The following is a 17,114-nucleotide window of genomic DNA, read 5'->3' as shown; positions in this document are numbered from 1 at the left end:
GCCGAGACGACCGTGCGGGAGAACCCCGGTGACCATTTCTCGCCAGATCGCGTTATTCCCACCACGGTTGGATCAATTCCACCGCAACTGCGGGTGAATTCCGGCATTGCTCGCGAAATTCACCGCTCCTCCCCCGCGTCCGCGCGCGGGAGCGTCGAGCGGAACGTGCGCACCCCCGGCCCCACCTCGAAGATCCCGCGGCCGTCCCGAATCCGGCTCGCCCCGGCGATCCGGCCGGGCACGTGCACCTGCGCCGTGGTGTTCGGCGGAATCCGCACGGTGAGGGTGAATTCCCGGCCGTCGCGGCGCCAACGGGACTCGACGCGCCCGGCCGGAGTGGTGTAGTGGCCCTCGACCCAGCGCAGTTCGCCCACCACCTTCGGCCGAATGCGCAGCGTCCGGAACCCGGCGGACCCCGCCGCCTGGGTGATCCCGGCGAGTCCGGTGTGGAACCACTCGTCGAGCTGCGTGAGGATCATGTGGTTGAGCGAGTTCCGCATGTCCCACTGCTCCGGGATCGTCGTGAGCCCGCCCGGATTCGCCGCGGTGTCCCGCAGGAACGCCCCGTAGCTCGGTTCCGCGTCCTGCCGGGACACCTCCCACAGCACGTCGTCGCGGTCGGCGTCGCGCAGCGCCCGCACCACCGGGCCGAGCCCGAGGTGCCCTGCGCGCAGGTGCGGGCCGTCCGGCGTGCGGATCCGTTCGACCAGGGCCGCAAGCACCCGCTCGCGTTCGGCCGAAGGCACGATACCGGCGTCCAGCGGCATCGCCTGCGCCGCTTGCGTCGCGCCCGCCTCGGTGCCGTCCCCGCTGTAGCGGCCGAGCTCCGGGACGTAGAACCGCCGGTGGAACGCCGCGGCGATCTCGTCGGCGAGCTCCCCGAATTCCCGGGAATCCGCGTGATTCCCCAGAATTCGCGCCATCTCGGCCAGCGATCGGGCCGTGGCGTGATAACCCCACGTTCCGGTCAGTTCACCGGAGGTCTCCTCCGCGGCGACCCAGTCTCCCAGCTCCCCCGTCACCAGGTTCGCGTGCGCCTTGCGACGGCGCAGGTAGTCGAGGAAGCCCGTCATGTTCGGGTAGTGGTCCGCCATCGTGCGGGTGTCGCCGTAGATGCGGTGCAGCAGCCACGGCACCAGCACGATCGCGTTGCCCCAGTTCACCTCGTCGCCGAACGCGCCCTGGTAGCCCCAGTCGTAGACGGGGGCCTTCAGCGCCACGTTGCCGACGTCCGGCCCGCGGCCCGCTTGGCCCTCGGCGAGGTGGCGCTGCATCGTCGGCAGGTACGCGGCGAGGTCGAAGTGCCGCGACAGCACCCCCATCGGATGCGTGTAGTCGGCGCCGTAGGCCAGCTTCTCCCGTCCCGGGCAGTCGGTGAGCACCGACATCAGGTTGGACGCCACCGAGAAGTGCGCCATCCGGTGCAACCGGTCGAGGCGTTCGTCGGAGGTGCGGACCGCTCCGGCGCGCGGCGCGTCCGCCCGCAGCTGCAAGCCCAGCACCTCGGGCCGCACCGGAGCCGTGACCTCGACGAACCTCATCGCGAAGTACTGGAACGACGGGCGCCACCGCTCCCCGCGCGGCAGGCCGCACGCCGTGTAGGTGTGCAACACGTCGGTGCCGCGCTGATCGTTGCGGATCGAGGTCTGGTCCACGGTGCCGTCCGGGTGCAGCGACTCGCCGGGCCGCAGCGTCACCACCGTGCCCGGCGGCACCGGCGGCAGCCGCAGCTGCGGCCAGCCCGCGATGTTCTGCCCGAGGTCGAACACCCAGCGGCCGGGCGACACCTCGTGCACCGCGACCGGCCGCCACTCGCGGACCACGCGGACCGGCGGGGCCTGGCGCCACACGAGTTCCGTGGTGCCGTTCGGCGGGGTGGTGCGGACCGCGTCGACCCAGCCCGTGGGCGTGCCGTCGCGGCGCGGCGCGGACGCGGAATGATCGGCGCCCGGCAGGTCCCAGCCGGGCTGTTCGCGGCGAGCGTCGTGGTCGGTGCCGGAGAACCAGTTGTCGGTCACCACCGGCCCCAGCGCGACGCGCCAGTCCGGCCCGCTGACCACCGCGCTGCACCCGTCCGGGCCGGTGATCTCCAGCCTGGCGAGCAGCCGGGGCGAGACCGCCGCGCCCGCGGTCGGTTCCCACTCCGCGACCGGATCGCCGGAGCCCACCACCGGGGCACCCGCCGGATGCCCGTGCTCCAGCGGCGGGGTGATGATCAGCCCGCGGGCGTCGACCGCCGCGATCTGCCTGCTCTCCCAGCACTGCCGGGTACCGACGGTGACGGAGCTCCCGACGTGGTGCGCCGCGGGTTCGGCCACTCGGATCCGGTCGGCTCCCGGGTGCACCGGCACCAGCAGCGCACCCGTGGCGGGTTCCTCGCTCGTCCACCACGAGTAGGGGTCGCGCGCGCCGCCGTTGGTGCCGTGCCGGTGCACGTGCGCGGTGCCGTGGCCGAGCGCGACGCCCAGGGTGTTCTCGCCGTCGTGCAGCAGCTCCGTCACGTCGTGCACCCGGTGTTCCGCGGAGCGCTGGTAGTTCGAGTTGCCCGGCGCCAGCACCTCGTCGGTGACGGGCCGCCCGTTGAGGGTGACGACGTGGACGCCGAGCCCGCACACGTGCAGCCGCGCCCGGCTCACCGGCGCCCGCGCGGTGAACGACCGCGCGAAGATCGGCAGCGGATCACCGGGTTCCCGTTCGGGGTGGGCGATCCAGCTCGCCTCGGCCCAGTCGCACCGGGTGAGCAGCCCCAGCTCCCAGTGGGACCAAGCGCTCCACGTCGACCAGCGGTCGTGCTCGTCGCGGACCCGCACCCGCCAGCGGAGCCGTTGCCGGGCGCCGGGTTCCGGCCCGGCGTAGCGGACCTGGGCGAGGCCGGACTCGACGATCCCGGTGTCCCACCAGACCGCGCCGTCCGGATCGGTGACCACCACGTGGCAGGCGGTCTGCACGCCGCCGGGTTCGTCGTCCTCCGGTACGAAGGACCAGCTGAGCACCGGCGCGAGGTCGTCGACGCCGAGCAGCGGCCCCGGCCGCCCGTCGATGCGCGGGTTCTCCGGGCGGATTCCGGTCATCGGCCACTCCAGCACATCGCCCCACCGGTCATCGCCCAGTGTTCTACGCACCACCACGCCCGCCGTCAATCGTCCACAATGGATAAACACGGCTCGCCCGGGCGGCCGGATGGCGAAACCCGCCTATCGTTGATCTTGCCCTGGGAGCGACGTTGTTGTCTTTGTCCTGTCAGCGGCGAAGCCGCTGAGCAGCGACCAGCCAGAGCAAGCCGACCACCAGCGGGTTCTCAGTTGCTTCCTCGCGAGGACAGCTTTTTCCCTCGTGGCGGAGCCACTTGGGAAAAAGATCCCGCAGCGAGGAAGCAACTGAGGTTCCGCCACCCGACCCCTACCCAGGCCAAGAACAGTGCCGGTAAGAGTGCGGACACCTATTCTCGGTGGGTCGAGGAGGTTCCAGTCCAGCTCCTGGAGAGGACCGCATGAGCAGCCCGGATCCCACCGCGTCCATCCCGCTGGCCAGCAGCGCCGGCCGGTGGATCATCGTCGGCACCATCCTCGGTTCCGGAGTGGCGTTCCTGGACGGCTCGGTGGTGAACGTGGCGCTGCCCGCCATCGGGCGCGACACCGGCGGCGGGTTCGCCGTCCTGCAGTGGGTGCTCGACGCCTACCTGCTCACGCTGAGTTCGCTGCTGCTGCTCGGCGGCGCGCTCGGGGACCGCTACGGCCGCCGCCGGGTGTTCCAGGCCGGGCTGGTCGTGTTCACCGCCGCCTCCCTCGGCTGCGGGCTCGCGCCCAGCGGGGAGGCGCTGATCGTGGCGCGACTGGTGCAGGGCGTCGGCGGTGCACTGCTGGTCCCCGGCAGCCTCGCGCTGATCAACTCCACCATCGCCGCCAACGACCGGGGCCGCGCCGTGGGCACCTGGGCCGGGCTGACCGGGGTGTCCTCGGCGCTGGGACCGTTCGTCGGGGGCTGGCTCGTCGACGCGGTGTCCTGGCGCTGGGTGTTCTTCATCAACGTGCCGCTGGCCGCGGTCGCCCTGTTCGTCACCGCCAAGCACGTGCCGGAGACGCGCAGCGGTCGCGCGGGAACACCCGACCTGGCCGGGGCGGGCAGCGTCACGCTCGGACTCGCCGGTGCGATCTACGCGCTCATCGAACTGCCCGCGCGCGGCTGGAACCCGCTCACCGTCCTCGCGCTGGCCGCCGGTGTCGCCGGGCTCGTCGCGTTCCCGCTGATCGAACGCCGCACCCGGGACCCGATCCTGCCGCTGAACCTGTTCGCCTCGCGGCAGTTCACCGGCGCGAACCTCACCACGTTCACCGTCTACGCCGCGCTCAGCGGCGCGTTGTTCCTGCTCTCGCTGCAGCTGCAGCAGACGCTGGGGTATTCGGCGCTGCGCGCCGGGGTGGCCACCCTGCCGATCACCGTGATCATGCTGCTGATCTCGGGCCGGATGGGGGCGCTGGCCCAGCGCACCGGGCCGCGGTTGCCGATGACGATCGGCCCCTTCGGTTGCGCCGCCGGGCTGGCGCTGATGACGCTGGCGGTGCCGGGTTCCAGCTACCTCACCGGCGTGCTGCCCGGTGTGGTCGTGTTCGGTCTCGGCCTGTCGATCACCGTCGCGCCGCTGACCTCCGCCGTACTGGCCTCCGTGGAGCAGGATCGCGCCGGGGTGGCCTCCGGGGTGAACAACGCGATCTCCCGGCTGGCCGGGCTGGTCGCGGTGGCGGTGCTGCCGCTGGTGGCGGGGATGACCGAACCAGGCGGCACCGTCGGTGCCGGGTTCGGGCTCGCGATGCTCATCTCGGCGGCGGTGTGCGCGCTCGGCGGCGTGCTGTCCTGGTTCACCATCGGCACGCGGCGCGTCGAGGTGGAGCCGCTGCCCCTCCCCGGCCTCAACCACGCCTGCCAAGACCCCTGCACCCGCGAACGCACCTGAGCGCCCCACCGCGGGCTCGTCACAGCACGCGGTCGAACGTCCACTGGTGCGGCGGCCGGGCCGCGAGGTGCGGCGGAGGTTCCGGCAGCACCGGTGCCTCCGCTGCCGCGAAGTGGGCGATGAGCACCACCCGTTGCTGCTCCGACCGGTACAGCCGCACGTCGCGGCAGCCTGCCGCGCGCACGGCGGGCACGGCGTGCTCCCGCGCCCAGTCGAGCAACCGGTGCTGCTCGCCGGGTACGACCCGCACCTCCCACATCAGCGCGACCTCGTTCATGAGCGCAGCGGCGGGATCGCGGGCATCTCGGAGGCGGCGTCGATGTCGCGCTGCGTCATGCGGAACGCCTCCGGGTACGACTCCCGCTCGGTGCGGCGGGCCGGTTCGGTGCTGCGCCAGAAGTAGCGGCACCGCTCGCAGCGCCACACCTCCCACACGCCCTCGACCGGCGACACGGCTTGCCTGGTCAGGTCCTCAGCGGCACAACGCGGGCACATCGGGCACTCCTCTCGTTCGGCGACGTCGCATCACTTCTCGCGCAGCAGGGTCCGCAGCTTCTCCACCCACCGGCCGGTTTCGGGCAGGTCCCGGACGGGCTGGCCGTAGTGGCCGCGCACGTCGGGGGCGACGGGCGTCGTCGCGTCGATCACGAGCTTGTTGCTGATGCCGGAGGGCTGCGACCCCGGATCGAGCTCCACGACCGACATGTTCGGCAGGTTCACCAGGTCGCTCGCCGGGTTCACCTTCGTCGACAGCGCCCACATCACCTGCGGCAGGTCGAACGGGTCCACGTCCTCGTCGACGACGATCACGACCTTCGTGTAGCCGAGCCCGTGCGGGGTCGTCATCGCCCGCAACCCCACCGCGCGGGCGAATCCGCCGTAGCGCTTCTTCGTCGACACGATCGCCAGCAGCCCGTGGGTGTACATCGCGTTGACCGCCTGCACCTCGGGGAAGTCCGCGCGCAGCTGCTGGTACAGCGGCACGCAGGTCGCCGGTCCGATCAGGTAGTCGATCTCGGTCCACGGCTTGCCCAGGTAGAGCGATTCGAAGATCGGACCGGTGCGGAACGAGATGCGGTCGATGCGCACCACCGGCATGTTCCGGCCGCCGGAGTAGTGCCCGGTGAACTCGCCGAACGGCCCTTCGATCTCCCGCTTTCGCCCCACGACGACGCCTTCCAGCAGGACTTCGCAGCCCCACGGCACGTCGAACCCGGTCAGCGGACCGGTCGCGATGGGCGCCGGTGCGCCGCGCAAGGCGCCCGCCATCTCGTACTCGGACTGCTCGTAGCCCAGCGGGGTGCCGCCGACGACGGTGAGGATCGGGTCGTTGCCGAGCGCGATGGCCACCGGCAGGTCCTCGCCGCGCTCCTCGGCCTTGCCCAGGTGCAGCGCGATGTCGTGCATCGGCACCGGTTGCAGGCCGAGCTCGTTACGGCCGGTGACCTCCATCCGGTACACGCCGACGTTCTGCTTGGCGAAGTTCTCCGGATCGTCCGGGTCGCGCGAGACCACGGCGGCCTTGTCCAGGTAGAAGCCGCCGTCGCCGTCGTTGAGCCGGAACAGCGGCAGCACCTCGAACAGGTCCACCTCCGCGCCTTCGCGCGAGTTCGCCAGGAACGGCGGATCGGCCCGGCGTTCCGGCGGCACCGGGAAGTCCTCCCAGCGCCGGATGAACTCCTGGACCTGCTCGCGGGTCGAGGTCGTCGGCGGCAACCCCATCGCGATCGCGTGGTTCGCCCAGGAACCGTGCGCGTTGAGCGCGATGCGCGCGTCGGTGAACCCGGTGACGTCGTCGAAGTACAGCGCGGGCGCCCCTTCGCCGAGCCGCGAGACCGCGTTGGCCGCCGCGCCGAGATCGGGCTCGGGGTCGACCTGCTCGGAGATCCGCAGCAGCTGCCCCTGCTCGTCGAGCGCGTCCAGGTAGGACCGCAGGTCGTCGTGGGCCACTTCTCCTCCTCAGGGTCGGTCGCCGCGGCGGGCTTCGGCGAGCCCGTTCCAGCGGCGGGCGCCGGGCATGGGCAGCTCGAACTGGTCGAGCACCCGCGCCACGACGTGGTCGAGCACGTCGCTCACGGTTTCCGGGTGGTCGTAGAAGGCGGGCATCGGCGGCACCAGGACCGCTCCCATCCGGGAGAGCGCGAGCATGTTCTCCAGGTGGATCTCGCTCAGCGGCGTCTCCCTGGGCACCAGGACGAGCTTGCGCCGCTCCTTGAGCACCACGTCGGCCGCGCGGCCGACGAGCCCGTCGGCGTAGCCGATCCGGATGCCCGCGAGGGTCTTCATGCTGCACGGCACGATCACCATGCCGTCGGTGCGGAACGAACCGGACGAGATCGACGCGCCCTGGTCACCGGATCCGTGCACCACGTCGGCGAGCTCGGCGACCTCGCGCGCGGTGTGTCCGGTCTCCAGCTCGATCGTCGTGCGCGCCCAGCGGCTCAGCACCAGGTGCGTCTCCACGCCGGGCTGCTCGCGCAGCGCGCGCAGCAGGCGGACTCCGAGCGGCGCGCCGGTGGCCCCGGTCATCCCGATGATCAGCCGCACGCCGCCCTCCATTCGTTCGTATGCGAACGTTCGTGTACAGACTACCACTGGTCGCGGCGAGGTCCCGAGATAACGACCTCCCCGATGGCACTGATCTCGTAGGATGCGAGCCCACCGACCCGCCATCGAGGAGTGCGTTGTGCAGCTGGAAAACGCGGTGTTCCACCTGATGCGCCGAGTCATCCAGGACCACGGCGCGCGCTGGCAGGCGCGGTCGCCCGAGCTCACCAAGCCGCAGTACGCCGCGCTCACGGCGATCGACGAGAGCCCCGGCATCGAGCAGGCCGCACTGGGCAGGCGGGCGGCGATCGACAAGGCGACGCTGGCCGCGATGCTCACCCGCCTCGAACAGCGCGGCCTGGTGGTGCGCAGCGTCGACCACTACGACCGCAGGCGCCGCCAGCTCGAGCTGACCGCCGACGGCCGCCGCGTGCTCCGCGACACCACCGCGCTGGCCGACTCGATCAACAGCGGGATGCTGGACCGCCTCAGCCCGGAAGAGTCCGACCGCCTCCGCGAACTGCTCGCCAAGCTCGCCGCCGACGACTCGGGCGAACTGGCCCCACCCCCGGAAGGTTCCCCGGCGCCCGCCTGAGCACGGATCTTCATCCTCGGTGTCCCGCGAGCGCTGCGGCAATGACCCGGCACGCAGCCGGGTCGACCGCGGGTTCTCACGCGCGGATGGCGATTTCGCGGTGCAGGGAAGAGAAATCGATCCCGCAGCGAGGAAACCGCCGAGAGGCTCCCCCGCCCTCCCCTGCTCAGGGTCAAGATCAAAGGCAGGGTCCGAGCCACCGCCACGCGCCCCTGCGCAGGCCGACCCGGGACCCCCTCTAGAACGACTAGCTGGCGACGGAACGGTCGGTCACACTCGGGTCATACGCTCGACCCCGCGCCGACGGCACGCGGCCGGCACACCGAGCACAGGCACGTCCTCCGCGGGCACGACTGCGGGCTCCGGCATCGCGGCTCGCGCCCTCCGACGATCCGGCACGAGCTCGGCCGCCGGTCCCACTCCCCCAGCCGCCCGGCGCCCGGACGAGCGGCGCGTCCCTCCCGGAAACGCCGCGCGCTCCGCCCACACCGATGGATCAGCGATGTCCGATGCCTCCCGTCCCGACCCGGTCACCGACCGGCTGCAAGAGGTGGCCTCCACCCTCGGCGACCTGCGGCTGGACGAACTGCTGGGCGAGCTCCAGGAGCGGCTGGCCCGGGTGGTCAGCACGCGGGACCGGATGCAGGACCTGCTGGACGCGGTGCTGGCCATCGGCACCGAGCTCGACCTGGACACCACGCTGCACCGCATCGTGTCGGCCGCCGCGGAACTCGTGCAGGCCCGCTACGGCGCGCTCGGGGTGCTGGGCCCCGGCGGGGAGTTCACCCAGTTCGTGCACGTCGGCATCGACGCCGGCACGGCGGCCCGGATGGGGCCGACGCCGCGCGGACGCGGCCTGCTCGGCCAGGTCACCCGGGACCCGCGCCCGCTGCGGCTCGCGGACCTCGCCCAGCACCCGGCGTCGATCGGCTTCCCCGAGGGGCATCCGCCGATGCGGAGCTTCCTCGCGATCCCGATCCGGGTGCGCGACGAGGTGTTCGGCAACCTGTACCTGACCGAGAAGCTCGACGGCGGCGAGTTCGGCCAGGACGACGAGGTGGTGCTGCGGGCGCTGGCCGCCGCGGCCGGGGTGACGGTGGAGAACGCGCGGCTGTTCGACCAGGCCCGGCTGCGGCACCGCTGGTTGCAGGCGTCAAGCGAGATCACCACGGAGCTGCTGTCCGGCGTCAGCACGGCCGATGGCCTGCGCCTCATCGCGCAGCGCGCGATGGAGATCTCCCGCGCCGACTGCGCGCTGATCGTGCTGGCCCGCCACGGCACCTCCTCCGGGCAGGCCCGGGTGGAGGCGGTCGCCGGGGAGGCCGACATCGAGGTGGGAATCCCGGTGAGCACGGACGGCCCGGTGCTGGCCAGCCTCACCGGGGACACCCCGGTGTTGGAGGCCGACGTGTCGGCGGCCCCGGTCAGCGGGCTCAAGCACGTGCTGCCCGGCTACGGTCCGGCGCTGGCGGTGCCGCTGCACTCGGGCGAAGCGGGCGCGGGCGCGGTGATCGCGTTGCGCCGCAAGGACAGCAGGCCGTTCGGGCCGGGTCAGGTCCCGCTGCTGGCCTCGTTCGCGGACCAGACGGCGATCGCGTTGGAGCTGGCCGCGAAGAACCGGGCGCAACGGCAGCTCGACGTGTTCGGCGACCGGGATCGGATCGCCCGCGACCTGCACGACCACGTGATCCAGCGGTTGTTCGCGACGGGCCTGAGCCTGCAGGGGACGTTGCGCCGCGCCACCGACACCGATGTGCGGCGCCGGTTGCAGCAGTCGGTGGAGCAGCTCGACGACACGGTCCGCGAGATCCGCACCGCCATCTTCGACCTGCACTCGGCTCCGGAGGCCGACGATCCGGTGAGCCTGCGCCGCCGGTTGCTCGACACGGTGGCGGACGCGAGCAGCGGGGCCGGTTTCACCCCGGCGGTGCGGATGTCCGGCCAGATCGACACCGCGGTGCCCGCGGCGTACTTCGAGCACGCGGAGGCGGTCGTGCGGGAGGCGGTCACCAACGCGCTGCGCCACGGCGAGGCCACCGCGATCACCGTGTCCATCGACACCGGCACGGACCTGACGATCGAGGTCCGCGACAACGGCCGCGGACTCGGCGCCGGCTCGTCCGGGAACGGCCTGCGGAACCTCCGCGACCGGGCGGTCCAGCTCTCCGGGACCCTGGAGCTGACCGACGCGGACCCGACGGGAACCCTGCTGTCCTGGCGCGTCCCCCTGCTCACGCCCCCCGAACCGGACCCCACCTGACCCCCGGTCGAACCTGCTTCAACCTCCCGCAATTTCGCGAGAAATCACCGAGCCCCGCAGGCCCGCAGTGATCACCAGCGCGAAGTGTCCTCACTGGTCACGGCACCTTTTCCAAGGGCGCACCAGGCTCCGTTCGGGTGCGAACTTCTTTCGATTTCTCGCGAAATCGCGAGGAATCCGACACGCCGGAGTGGGCGCGGTCCGTCCGGAGTGGGCGGTTCGGTGGTGCTGGTCGCCGATGGGCGTCCCGGGCGGGTGCGGGGGTGCCTCGTGGCGCCGGGGCCGGGTGTTTCAGCCGCCCAGCCAAGTGGCGACGAACTTCGCGACGCGGCTGACCCGGCGCACCTTCGGCTCGGTGCCCGCGACGCCGTGGATCTCCCAGTGCTGACCGCACTCCGGGCACGTCCACGGACCCAACCGGCTCGCGTCCGGCTCGCACGGATGGCCCCGTCGTCCTCGCCGCATCCCGCCGCCCCTCCAACCCCGAGTGCCGCCGCGACCGCAGGGGCCCGCGACGATGATCAGCACCGATGACACCACAGCGCAGCGAGAGTCGGAACCACTCCCGGCCCCGGTCATCCGACCGGGGGTGGGACCTTTGACCGTGTTACGCGGTGTGTCCGTTTCGTACCCTCGAACAGGTGAAGAGAACTGGGGGCGACCGTGGTCACCACGCGGGACGGGAGACGGTCGGATGACGACGCGCAGGAGCACCACCACCGGAGTGCGGATCAGCTGACCCGCCGCAACCGAGCGACGCGGGAGCCGCGGCGCTTAACCTGGGGAAAAGGGGGTCAGGCACTCGCGCACCGCGGGTGGAAGCGGGGGCTGCGGCATGGACACGACCGACGACGTCCCGGAGGCACCGGGCACCACCGAGGCGCGCGACGGGGGCGGCGGGCAGACCCGCATCGCCCTCGTCGACGACCACGAAGTGGTGCGCCGCGGCATCGCCGACCTCCTGGAGGACGAATCCGACTTCACGATCGTCGCCGAGGTCGGCACGGTCCGGGAGGCGCTGGTGCGGTTGCCCCCGGCGCGCCCCGACGTGGCGGTGCTGGACGTGCGGCTGCCGGACGGCAACGGCATCGAGCTGTGCCGGGACCTGCTGTCGGTGCTGCCGGGCGTGCGCTGCCTGGTGCTGACGTCGTTCTCCGACGACGAGGCACTGCTGGACGCGATCATGGCCGGCGCCTCCGGCTACGTGCTCAAGCAGGTGCTGGGCTCCGACCTGCGCTCCGCCATCCGCGAGGTAGCGGCCGGGCGGTCGCTGCTGGATTCCAGCACGGCCACCGCGGTGCTGGAACGCCAGCGGCGCAAGCACGCCCAGGACGACCCGCTGCGCGGGCTCACCGAGCAGGAGCGGGCCGTGCTGGAGCTCATCGGCGCGGGCATGACGAACCGGCAGATCGCCGAACGGATGTTCCTCGCCGAGAAGACGGTGAAGAACTACGTCTCGCAGCTGCTCTCGAAGCTCGGCATGCAACGCCGCACCCAAGCGGCGGTGCTGGCCACCGAGATCCGCCAGTCCAGGCCCGGTTGAGCGAACGGGGCCCGGACCGGCGGGACGAGCGGTCCGGTCACGTGTACCAGGTCGGCTCGGGGATCTCACCGAGCAGCGTGTAGCGGCCCACTTCGACGCGCTTGTACGCCACCGGGTCGTGCAGCGAGTGGGTGCGCAGGTTGCGCCAGTAGATGTCCAGGCCCGTCGAGTTCGACGTGGCCCGCGCCCCGGTCACCTCGAAGATCTTCGTGGCGATCTCCAGCCCGGTGGCCACGATCCGCTCCTTCGCCGCGGCGATGAGCACCGCCGCCGCACCGCGCTGCTCGGCCGTCACGCTCGCCCGCTCCGCGTGCAGCAGCCCTTCGATGCGCTCGCCGGCGCGGTCCACCAACGCCTCCGCCGCCCACAGCTTCGCCTGCAGATCGCCGTAGGCGTCGAGGACGTAGAACTCCTCGGTGACGCTGTCCTTGTCGTCCCCGCCGAACGGCCAGGCGCGGGTCTTCTCCTTCGTGTAGGAGGTCGCCGCGTCCAGCGCGCCCTGCGCGATGCCGAGGTAGAAGTTCGCGAACACCAGCTGGATCGTGGGCGTGTTCAGCGTGTTGTAGACCAGCGGCTGGAACTCCTTGTCGACGTACCCGGCCGCCGACGCCCACGGCACCCGCACCCCGTTGATCTCGACGCTGCCGGATTCGGTGAGCCGCTGGCCCAGGTTGTCCCAGTCGTCGCCGTAGACGATGGCCTCCTGGTCGGAGGGCACGATGGCGAAGATGTGCTTGTCGGTGCCCTCCAGCACGCCTTCGAGCACGGTCAGGTCGGAGACCTTGCTCCCGGTCGAGAAGGACTTCCGCCCGGTGTAGACGATCTCGTCGCCCTCGTCGGTGATGACCACGTCGGAGTCGCGCGGGTTGACCGCGCCGCCGAAGAACAGGTCGCTCTCGGTGTAGAGCCGTTCCACGGCGTCGATCTGGGCGTCGGTGCCGACCAGGCGCACCGCCCACGCCCACAGGTAGTGGTAGCCGAGCAGCTGGCCGATGGAGCCGTCGCCCTTGGCTACCTCGCGGATCACCTCGTAGGCGGTGCTCCAGGTCTGCCCGCCGCCGCCGTGTTCGACGGGGCCGAGCAAGGTGACCAGCCCGGATTCCTTGAGCAGCCGGACTTCGGCGTGCGGGGTGGCGCCCGCGCGGTCGCGGGCGACGGCGTCGGTGGCCAGCAGCGCCGCCACGTCCTGCGCCCGTTCCAGCCAGCCCTCCCTGGTGCCGGGCCGCTGTCCCCAGCGCCCGGCGGTGTCGTTGACGGTATCGGCCTCAGTGGTGCTCATGTGCGTTTCTCCTTGCTGTGCGGGGAAGGAATCAGGTGCTTCAGGAGACGCCGATCGGGTCGCCGGTGCGGTCGAGGTCCGCTTCCAGCTCGCGGACGATGGGCAGCACGTGCTTCCCGAAGTGCTCGACGTCTTCGAGGTAGTGCAGGAATCCGAGCAGCAGCAGGTTCGCGCCGCGCTTCTTGTACTCGATGATGCGGTGCGCGATCTGCTCCGGAGTACCGATCAATCCGGTGCGGAATCCGTCGTTGTACTGGACGAGGTCGGCGAATTCGGAATCCGCCCACATTCCCTTGCCGTCGGAGGTCGATTTCCCGGCTTGGCGCACCGATTTCCGGAATCCTTCGACGGCGTCCACGTCGGCCTTGTCGACGATCTCCTTGAGCACGGCCTTCGCCTCGGATTGCGTCTCCCTGGCGATGAGGAAACCGTTGAGCCCGAAGCGCACGGTGCGCCCGTTGGCCGCGGCCCCTTCCCGGACGTCGGCGACCTGCTCGCTGAATCCGTCGAAGTCCTTGCCGTTGCTGAAGTACCAGTCGGAGACGCGCCCGGCCAAGGTGCGCGCCGCCGAGGAATTGCCGCCCTGGAAGATCTCCGGGTGCGGCCGTCCCGGAACGTCGAACGGCTGCGGACGCAGGCTGAAATCGCGGATCTGGTAGAAGTCCCCGGCGAGGTCGAAGTTCGACTCCGTCCACAATCCGCGCAGCACCCGGATGAATTCCTCGGTGCGCCGGTAGCGCTCGTCGTGCTCCAGCCACGGCTCGCCGAGGCCGGTGAACTCCTCCTTGAGCCAGCCGCTGACGATGTTCACCGCGAACCGGCCTTCGGAGAGGATGTCCGCGGTGATGCCGAACTTCGCCAGGATCGCCGGGTGCCACAACCCCGGGTGAGCGGCCACGATGAGCTTGAGCCGCTCGGTCGCCAACAGCAGTCCGAGGCTGAACGCCGCCGGGTCGTGCTGCTGCGCGGCGCCGTAGCTGGAGGCGTAGCGCACCTGGCTCAGCGCGTATTCGAATCCGCTTCGTTCGGCGAGCACCGCGAGTTCCTTGTTGTACTCGAATCCGAAGTTCGTGCGCTGTTCGATCTTGCTGGTGACCAGGCCACCGCTGACGTTGGGCACCCAGTAGGCGAATTTCAGCGGCTCGGCAGGGCTGTCTGCGGACACGTTCGTCTCCCGTCGTGGAGCAGGCGGCGCGAGCGGTGCGCGGGAAGGATTTCCGGGCATCGCGGGGAAAGGGGAACCGGACCGTCGAACATCGCCGGTCCGGATTCGGATCGGCGGAAACGGCCGAGTGGAACGGGAACGCCGGGCGGGGCCGCGCGGTGCGGCGCCCGATCGGCGATCACCGGAGAGGAAAGGAACTGATGTCGCCTCCGAAACGAGGCGCGACGATCAGATCAGCGACGACAGCCCTGCGCGCCGACGCGGGCGAAATCCACGTGGCGCCTTCTGGTCAGTCTGGTCGCGATGAACACCATTTCATCCGACCAGAGCACCGGAATGGTGTCAACAGCGCAACGGGGCGGTTCCACTCATCGGACACCCGTCACCGTTCGATCCACAGTGGATGATCGACCGACCGGATCGGGCGGTCGTGGAGATCTCCGCGCGGCGAAGCGCGACTTGCCGCCCCGCGCCCGGTAACGTGATCGGTTCGATCATCGGCGGACGCCCCGCCGGGAGACGCAGGAAGGGGATCCCGCCATGGCCAAGTTCACCTGGCACACCCGCGCCGTCCCGAAGGGCCTACCCGTCCGCCAGGTGTACGGCTTCCTGTTCGCACCGGACGGACGGGTGCTGATCCGGGTGGACGGCGCCAAGCACTCGCTGCCGGGCGGTCGCCCGGAACCGGGCGAGTCCGCCTACGTGGACATCCTGCGGCGGGAGACCTACGAAGAGGTGACGCTGGACATCGCCGAGCCGCACTACCTCGGCTACCAGTGCGTCGACGACGGCTTCGCGCCGTACGCGCAGGTGCGGATGGTCGCCGAGATCAGCGGCGTGCACCCGCCGGAACCGGACCCCGACAACGGCCGCACCTACCTGCGGCTGCTGGTGCACCCCGGCAAGGCCGGAGACCTGCTCAACTGGGGCGAGACCGGCCACCAGCAGGCCTCGGCCGCCGCGAACGCGGCCATCGGCGTGCTCGGACTCCCCCACGAGGGCCTGCCGGAAAGCGGCTACCTCTGAGGAGTCCTCGCCGTCCCCGCGCGCACGAGCGGCCGCGCGACGGCGACCGGTACCCCGGCCGCGAGCACCCGGTGACCGCGGCGGCGCTGGACACGATCAGCACCCTCGCGCAGGACCTGCTCCCGCAGTCGCGGTGAGGCTCGCGCCGACGGCGGGGCACGCTCAGCGCCGCCGGACGTAGATCCGGTCTCCGTCCGGTCCGGTCCACTCCATCCGCACCACGCCCGGCACCGCGGAGTCCCCGACGCGCGAGTCGTGGGACCAGTAGCCCGCGGCCGGGTTCCGGAAGAACGTCGCCCACAGCCCGCCCTCGGCGTCGACGAAGAGGTTGTTGTGACCGGCGCCGACACCGGCGGTCCAGCGCTTCGAGTACGGCCCTTCGAACGCGTCCGACACGGCGATGATCGCGTCGTACTGGCACTGCTTCCCGTCCCGCACGTCGTAGGCGTACCGGTCCGCACCGGCCTCGCGGCTCCAGGCGGCGTGCACCAGGTAGTACTTCCCCTCGTGCTTGAGCACGTACGCGCCTTCGAGGTACGGCTCCTCCGAGTACCGCGTCTGCTGGAACTTCGGGAGGTCCGTCTTCGGGACGATGTCCTCCATGTCGTCCTGGAAGCGCGCGTACAGGTCGTTGTGCAGCACCAGCCACGCCCGGTCGCCCTCGGTGTGCAGGCCGCCGTCGATGTGGAAGTAGACGTCCGGATCCACCCCGTCCGGCGCGTCGCCCACCAGGTCACCGAACGGCTTGTCCAGGTTGCCCTCGGCGACCCGGTACGGCCCCCCGATGCCGCCTTCGCTCTTGAGCAGGAACGTGCCGACCTTGCGGGAGTGATCGCCCATGCACGCGACGACGTACCAGGTGCCGCGGAAGTGGTGCACCTCCGGCGCCCACACGTTGCCGCGCTTGCCCTGCTCGTCGTGCCAGTACTCCTGCCACGGGGCGACCACGGTGCGTCCGGGCTCGTTCTCGCCCGCGAACTCCGGTGACCACACCTTGCCCTTCTCCGCCTCGGGCCTGATCCCGGTCGTGTCCACCAGCGTCCACGGCCCGTCCAGCGCCGCGGCGGTCCACACGAAGATGCCGTCGTTCCACGGGGACGGACCGGAGCGGCCGGCGGGACGGGTGGTGCCGGTGGCGACGTAGATCGGACTTCCGTCGACGACGAAGCAGTTGACGTAGGTGTCCCGGATCCAGATCCTGTCGAGCTCCTCGTCCCGAGGCCGCAGTTCGAGGTCGAGCACGCACGAGTTGTCCCCGCGCGGCCACAGGTCGTCGCGGGTGTCCGCGGTGCCGTAGGGCTCCTTCTCCGGCCAGTTCGGCGGATGCTCCTGGTGCGCGGACATCGGTTCCTCCCGGTCGTGTCGACTCCTGGGCCGACGCCTCCCTTCCCCGGCGAAAGCCCCGCCGGACAGCACACCGCACTCGCCCGCCACCGCAGCGACCGCCGAGCACCCGTGAGGGAAAACCTCCGCACCCACCCGCGCGATCCGAGTGAACGGACCGTTCGTCCAATCCGGTTGGACGAACGGTCCGTTCACTCCATCCGACTCCACCGCCGCGCGGGCCGGCCGCACCGATCTGAGCGGGTGAACGGACCGCTTGTCCAATCCCGTTGGACGAACAGGCCGTTCACTCCGAACCGCAGCCGCACTGATGCACTGCTCATCGCGCCATGCGACGAATCTCCGCATGGCGCACGGGCTTTCCCGAGTGAACGGACCGTTCGCCCAACGAGATTGGACGAACG

14 protein-coding genes are annotated in these 17,114 nt (G+C 71.1%); 5 read left to right on the top strand and 9 right to left on the bottom strand.

Annotation, left to right across the window (positions count from 1 at the left end):
- Window positions 1-119: 119 nt before the first annotated feature.
- Entirely contained in the window at window positions 120-3,071 is a 2,952-nt protein-coding gene (locus BJ969_RS12940) for an alpha-L-rhamnosidase (RefSeq protein WP_184479187.1), read from the bottom strand.
- 419 nt (window positions 3,072-3,490) lie between these two features.
- On the opposite strand from BJ969_RS12940, the gene BJ969_RS12935 reads away from it, so the two are divergent.
- Window positions 3,491-4,951 (top strand): MFS transporter, encoded by a 1,461-nt coding sequence (locus tag BJ969_RS12935; RefSeq protein WP_184479186.1) that lies wholly within the window; start codon window positions 3,491-3,493, stop codon window positions 4,949-4,951.
- Window positions 4,952-4,970: 19 nt separating this feature from the next.
- Here BJ969_RS12935 and BJ969_RS12930 read toward each other — a convergent pair whose 3' ends face one another.
- The 4 genes from BJ969_RS12930 to BJ969_RS12915 are packed head-to-tail and all read right to left on the bottom strand — an operon-like array spanning window position 4,971 to window position 7,498.
- Window positions 4,971-5,228: a hypothetical protein gene (locus BJ969_RS12930; RefSeq protein WP_184479185.1), complete on the bottom strand. Its 258-nt coding sequence runs from the start codon at window positions 5,226-5,228 to the stop codon at window positions 4,971-4,973.
- Entirely contained in the window at window positions 5,225-5,446 is a 222-nt protein-coding gene (locus BJ969_RS12925) for a non-oxidative hydroxyarylic acid decarboxylases subunit D (RefSeq protein WP_184479184.1), read from the bottom strand. The genes BJ969_RS12930 and BJ969_RS12925 overlap by 4 nt, the downstream gene beginning before the upstream one ends.
- Window positions 5,447-5,476: 30 nt before the next feature.
- Entirely contained in the window at window positions 5,477-6,901 is a 1,425-nt protein-coding gene (locus BJ969_RS12920; protein WP_184479183.1) for a non-oxidative hydroxyarylic acid decarboxylases subunit C, read from the bottom strand.
- A gap of 9 nt (window positions 6,902-6,910) precedes the next feature.
- On the bottom strand, window positions 6,911-7,498 hold the full coding sequence (locus BJ969_RS12915) for a non-oxidative hydroxyarylic acid decarboxylases subunit B (protein ID WP_184479182.1): 588 nt from the start codon (window positions 7,496-7,498) through the stop codon (window positions 6,911-6,913).
- Window positions 7,499-7,637: 139 nt separating this feature from the next.
- On the opposite strand from BJ969_RS12915, the gene BJ969_RS12910 reads away from it, so the two are divergent.
- Both BJ969_RS12910 and BJ969_RS12905 read left to right on the top strand, forming a co-directional pair.
- Window positions 7,638-8,093, top strand: coding sequence for a MarR family winged helix-turn-helix transcriptional regulator (locus BJ969_RS12910; protein WP_343071369.1), 456 nt, complete (start codon window positions 7,638-7,640; stop codon window positions 8,091-8,093).
- A gap of 502 nt (window positions 8,094-8,595) precedes the next feature.
- Entirely contained in the window at window positions 8,596-10,353 is a 1,758-nt protein-coding gene (locus tag BJ969_RS12905) for a sensor histidine kinase (RefSeq protein WP_184479181.1), read from the top strand.
- Window positions 10,354-10,644: 291 nt separating this feature from the next.
- Here the strand turns inward: BJ969_RS12905 and BJ969_RS12900 are convergent, their stop codons facing one another.
- Window positions 10,645-10,818: a hypothetical protein gene (locus tag BJ969_RS12900; RefSeq protein ID WP_184479180.1), complete on the bottom strand. Its 174-nt coding sequence runs from the start codon at window positions 10,816-10,818 to the stop codon at window positions 10,645-10,647.
- A 370-nt stretch (window positions 10,819-11,188) separates the two neighbouring features.
- Between BJ969_RS12900 and BJ969_RS12895 the strand changes: the two genes are divergently transcribed.
- A complete protein-coding gene (locus BJ969_RS12895; RefSeq protein WP_184479179.1) occupies window positions 11,189-11,896 on the top strand; it encodes a response regulator in 708 nt (235 codons plus the stop codon).
- Window positions 11,897-11,933: 37 nt separating this feature from the next.
- Here the strand turns inward: BJ969_RS12895 and BJ969_RS12890 are convergent, their stop codons facing one another.
- Window positions 11,934-13,175: an acyl-CoA dehydrogenase family protein gene (locus BJ969_RS12890; RefSeq protein ID WP_184479178.1), complete on the bottom strand. Its 1,242-nt coding sequence runs from the start codon at window positions 13,173-13,175 to the stop codon at window positions 11,934-11,936.
- A gap of 40 nt (window positions 13,176-13,215) precedes the next feature.
- Window positions 13,216-14,340: a dimethylsulfone monooxygenase SfnG gene (sfnG, locus tag BJ969_RS12885; protein WP_343071368.1), complete on the bottom strand. Its 1,125-nt coding sequence runs from the start codon at window positions 14,338-14,340 to the stop codon at window positions 13,216-13,218.
- A 540-nt stretch (window positions 14,341-14,880) separates the two neighbouring features.
- On the opposite strand from sfnG, the gene BJ969_RS12880 reads away from it, so the two are divergent.
- Complete coding sequence (locus BJ969_RS12880; RefSeq protein ID WP_184479176.1) at window positions 14,881-15,366, top strand: NUDIX hydrolase; 486 nt, start codon at window positions 14,881-14,883, stop codon at window positions 15,364-15,366.
- A 162-nt stretch (window positions 15,367-15,528) separates the two neighbouring features.
- Here the strand turns inward: BJ969_RS12880 and BJ969_RS12875 are convergent, their stop codons facing one another.
- Window positions 15,529-16,710 (bottom strand): family 43 glycosylhydrolase, encoded by a 1,182-nt coding sequence (locus BJ969_RS12875; protein ID WP_221315805.1) that lies wholly within the window; start codon window positions 16,708-16,710, stop codon window positions 15,529-15,531.
- Between the last annotated feature and the right edge of the window lie 404 nt (window positions 16,711-17,114).

This window comes from Saccharopolyspora gloriosae, assembly GCF_014203325.1.
Classification (GTDB): domain Bacteria; phylum Actinomycetota; class Actinomycetes; order Mycobacteriales; family Pseudonocardiaceae; genus Saccharopolyspora_C; species Saccharopolyspora_C gloriosae.
The sequence above is the reverse complement of the archived record's forward strand: the minus strand, read 5'-3'. Positions and strand labels throughout refer to the sequence as shown.

What these genes read in the sequence shown, in the direction of transcription:
- BJ969_RS12930 (WP_184479185.1), bottom strand. Translation starts at nt 5,228, where the DNA reads ATGAACGAGGTCGCGCTGATGTGGGAGGTGCGGGTCGTACCCGGCGAG.
- BJ969_RS12925 (WP_184479184.1), bottom strand. Translation starts at nt 5,446, where the DNA reads ATGTGCCCGCGTTGTGCCGCTGAGGACCTGACCAGGCAAGCCGTGTCG.
- BJ969_RS12935 (WP_184479186.1), top strand. Translation starts at nt 3,491, where the DNA reads ATGAGCAGCCCGGATCCCACCGCGTCCATCCCGCTGGCCAGCAGCGCC.
- BJ969_RS12880 (WP_184479176.1), top strand. Translation starts at nt 14,881, where the DNA reads ATGGCCAAGTTCACCTGGCACACCCGCGCCGTCCCGAAGGGCCTACCC.
- BJ969_RS12875 (WP_221315805.1), bottom strand. Translation starts at nt 16,710, where the DNA reads ATGTCCGCGCACCAGGAGCATCCGCCGAACTGGCCGGAGAAGGAGCCC.
- BJ969_RS12900 (WP_184479180.1), bottom strand. Translation starts at nt 10,818, where the DNA reads ATGCGGCGAGGACGACGGGGCCATCCGTGCGAGCCGGACGCGAGCCGG.
- BJ969_RS12940 (WP_184479187.1), bottom strand. Translation starts at nt 3,071, where the DNA reads ATGACCGGAATCCGCCCGGAGAACCCGCGCATCGACGGGCGGCCGGGG.
- BJ969_RS12895 (WP_184479179.1), top strand. Translation starts at nt 11,189, where the DNA reads ATGGACACGACCGACGACGTCCCGGAGGCACCGGGCACCACCGAGGCG.
- BJ969_RS12905 (WP_184479181.1), top strand. Translation starts at nt 8,596, where the DNA reads ATGTCCGATGCCTCCCGTCCCGACCCGGTCACCGACCGGCTGCAAGAG.
- BJ969_RS12890 (WP_184479178.1), bottom strand. Translation starts at nt 13,175, where the DNA reads ATGAGCACCACTGAGGCCGATACCGTCAACGACACCGCCGGGCGCTGG.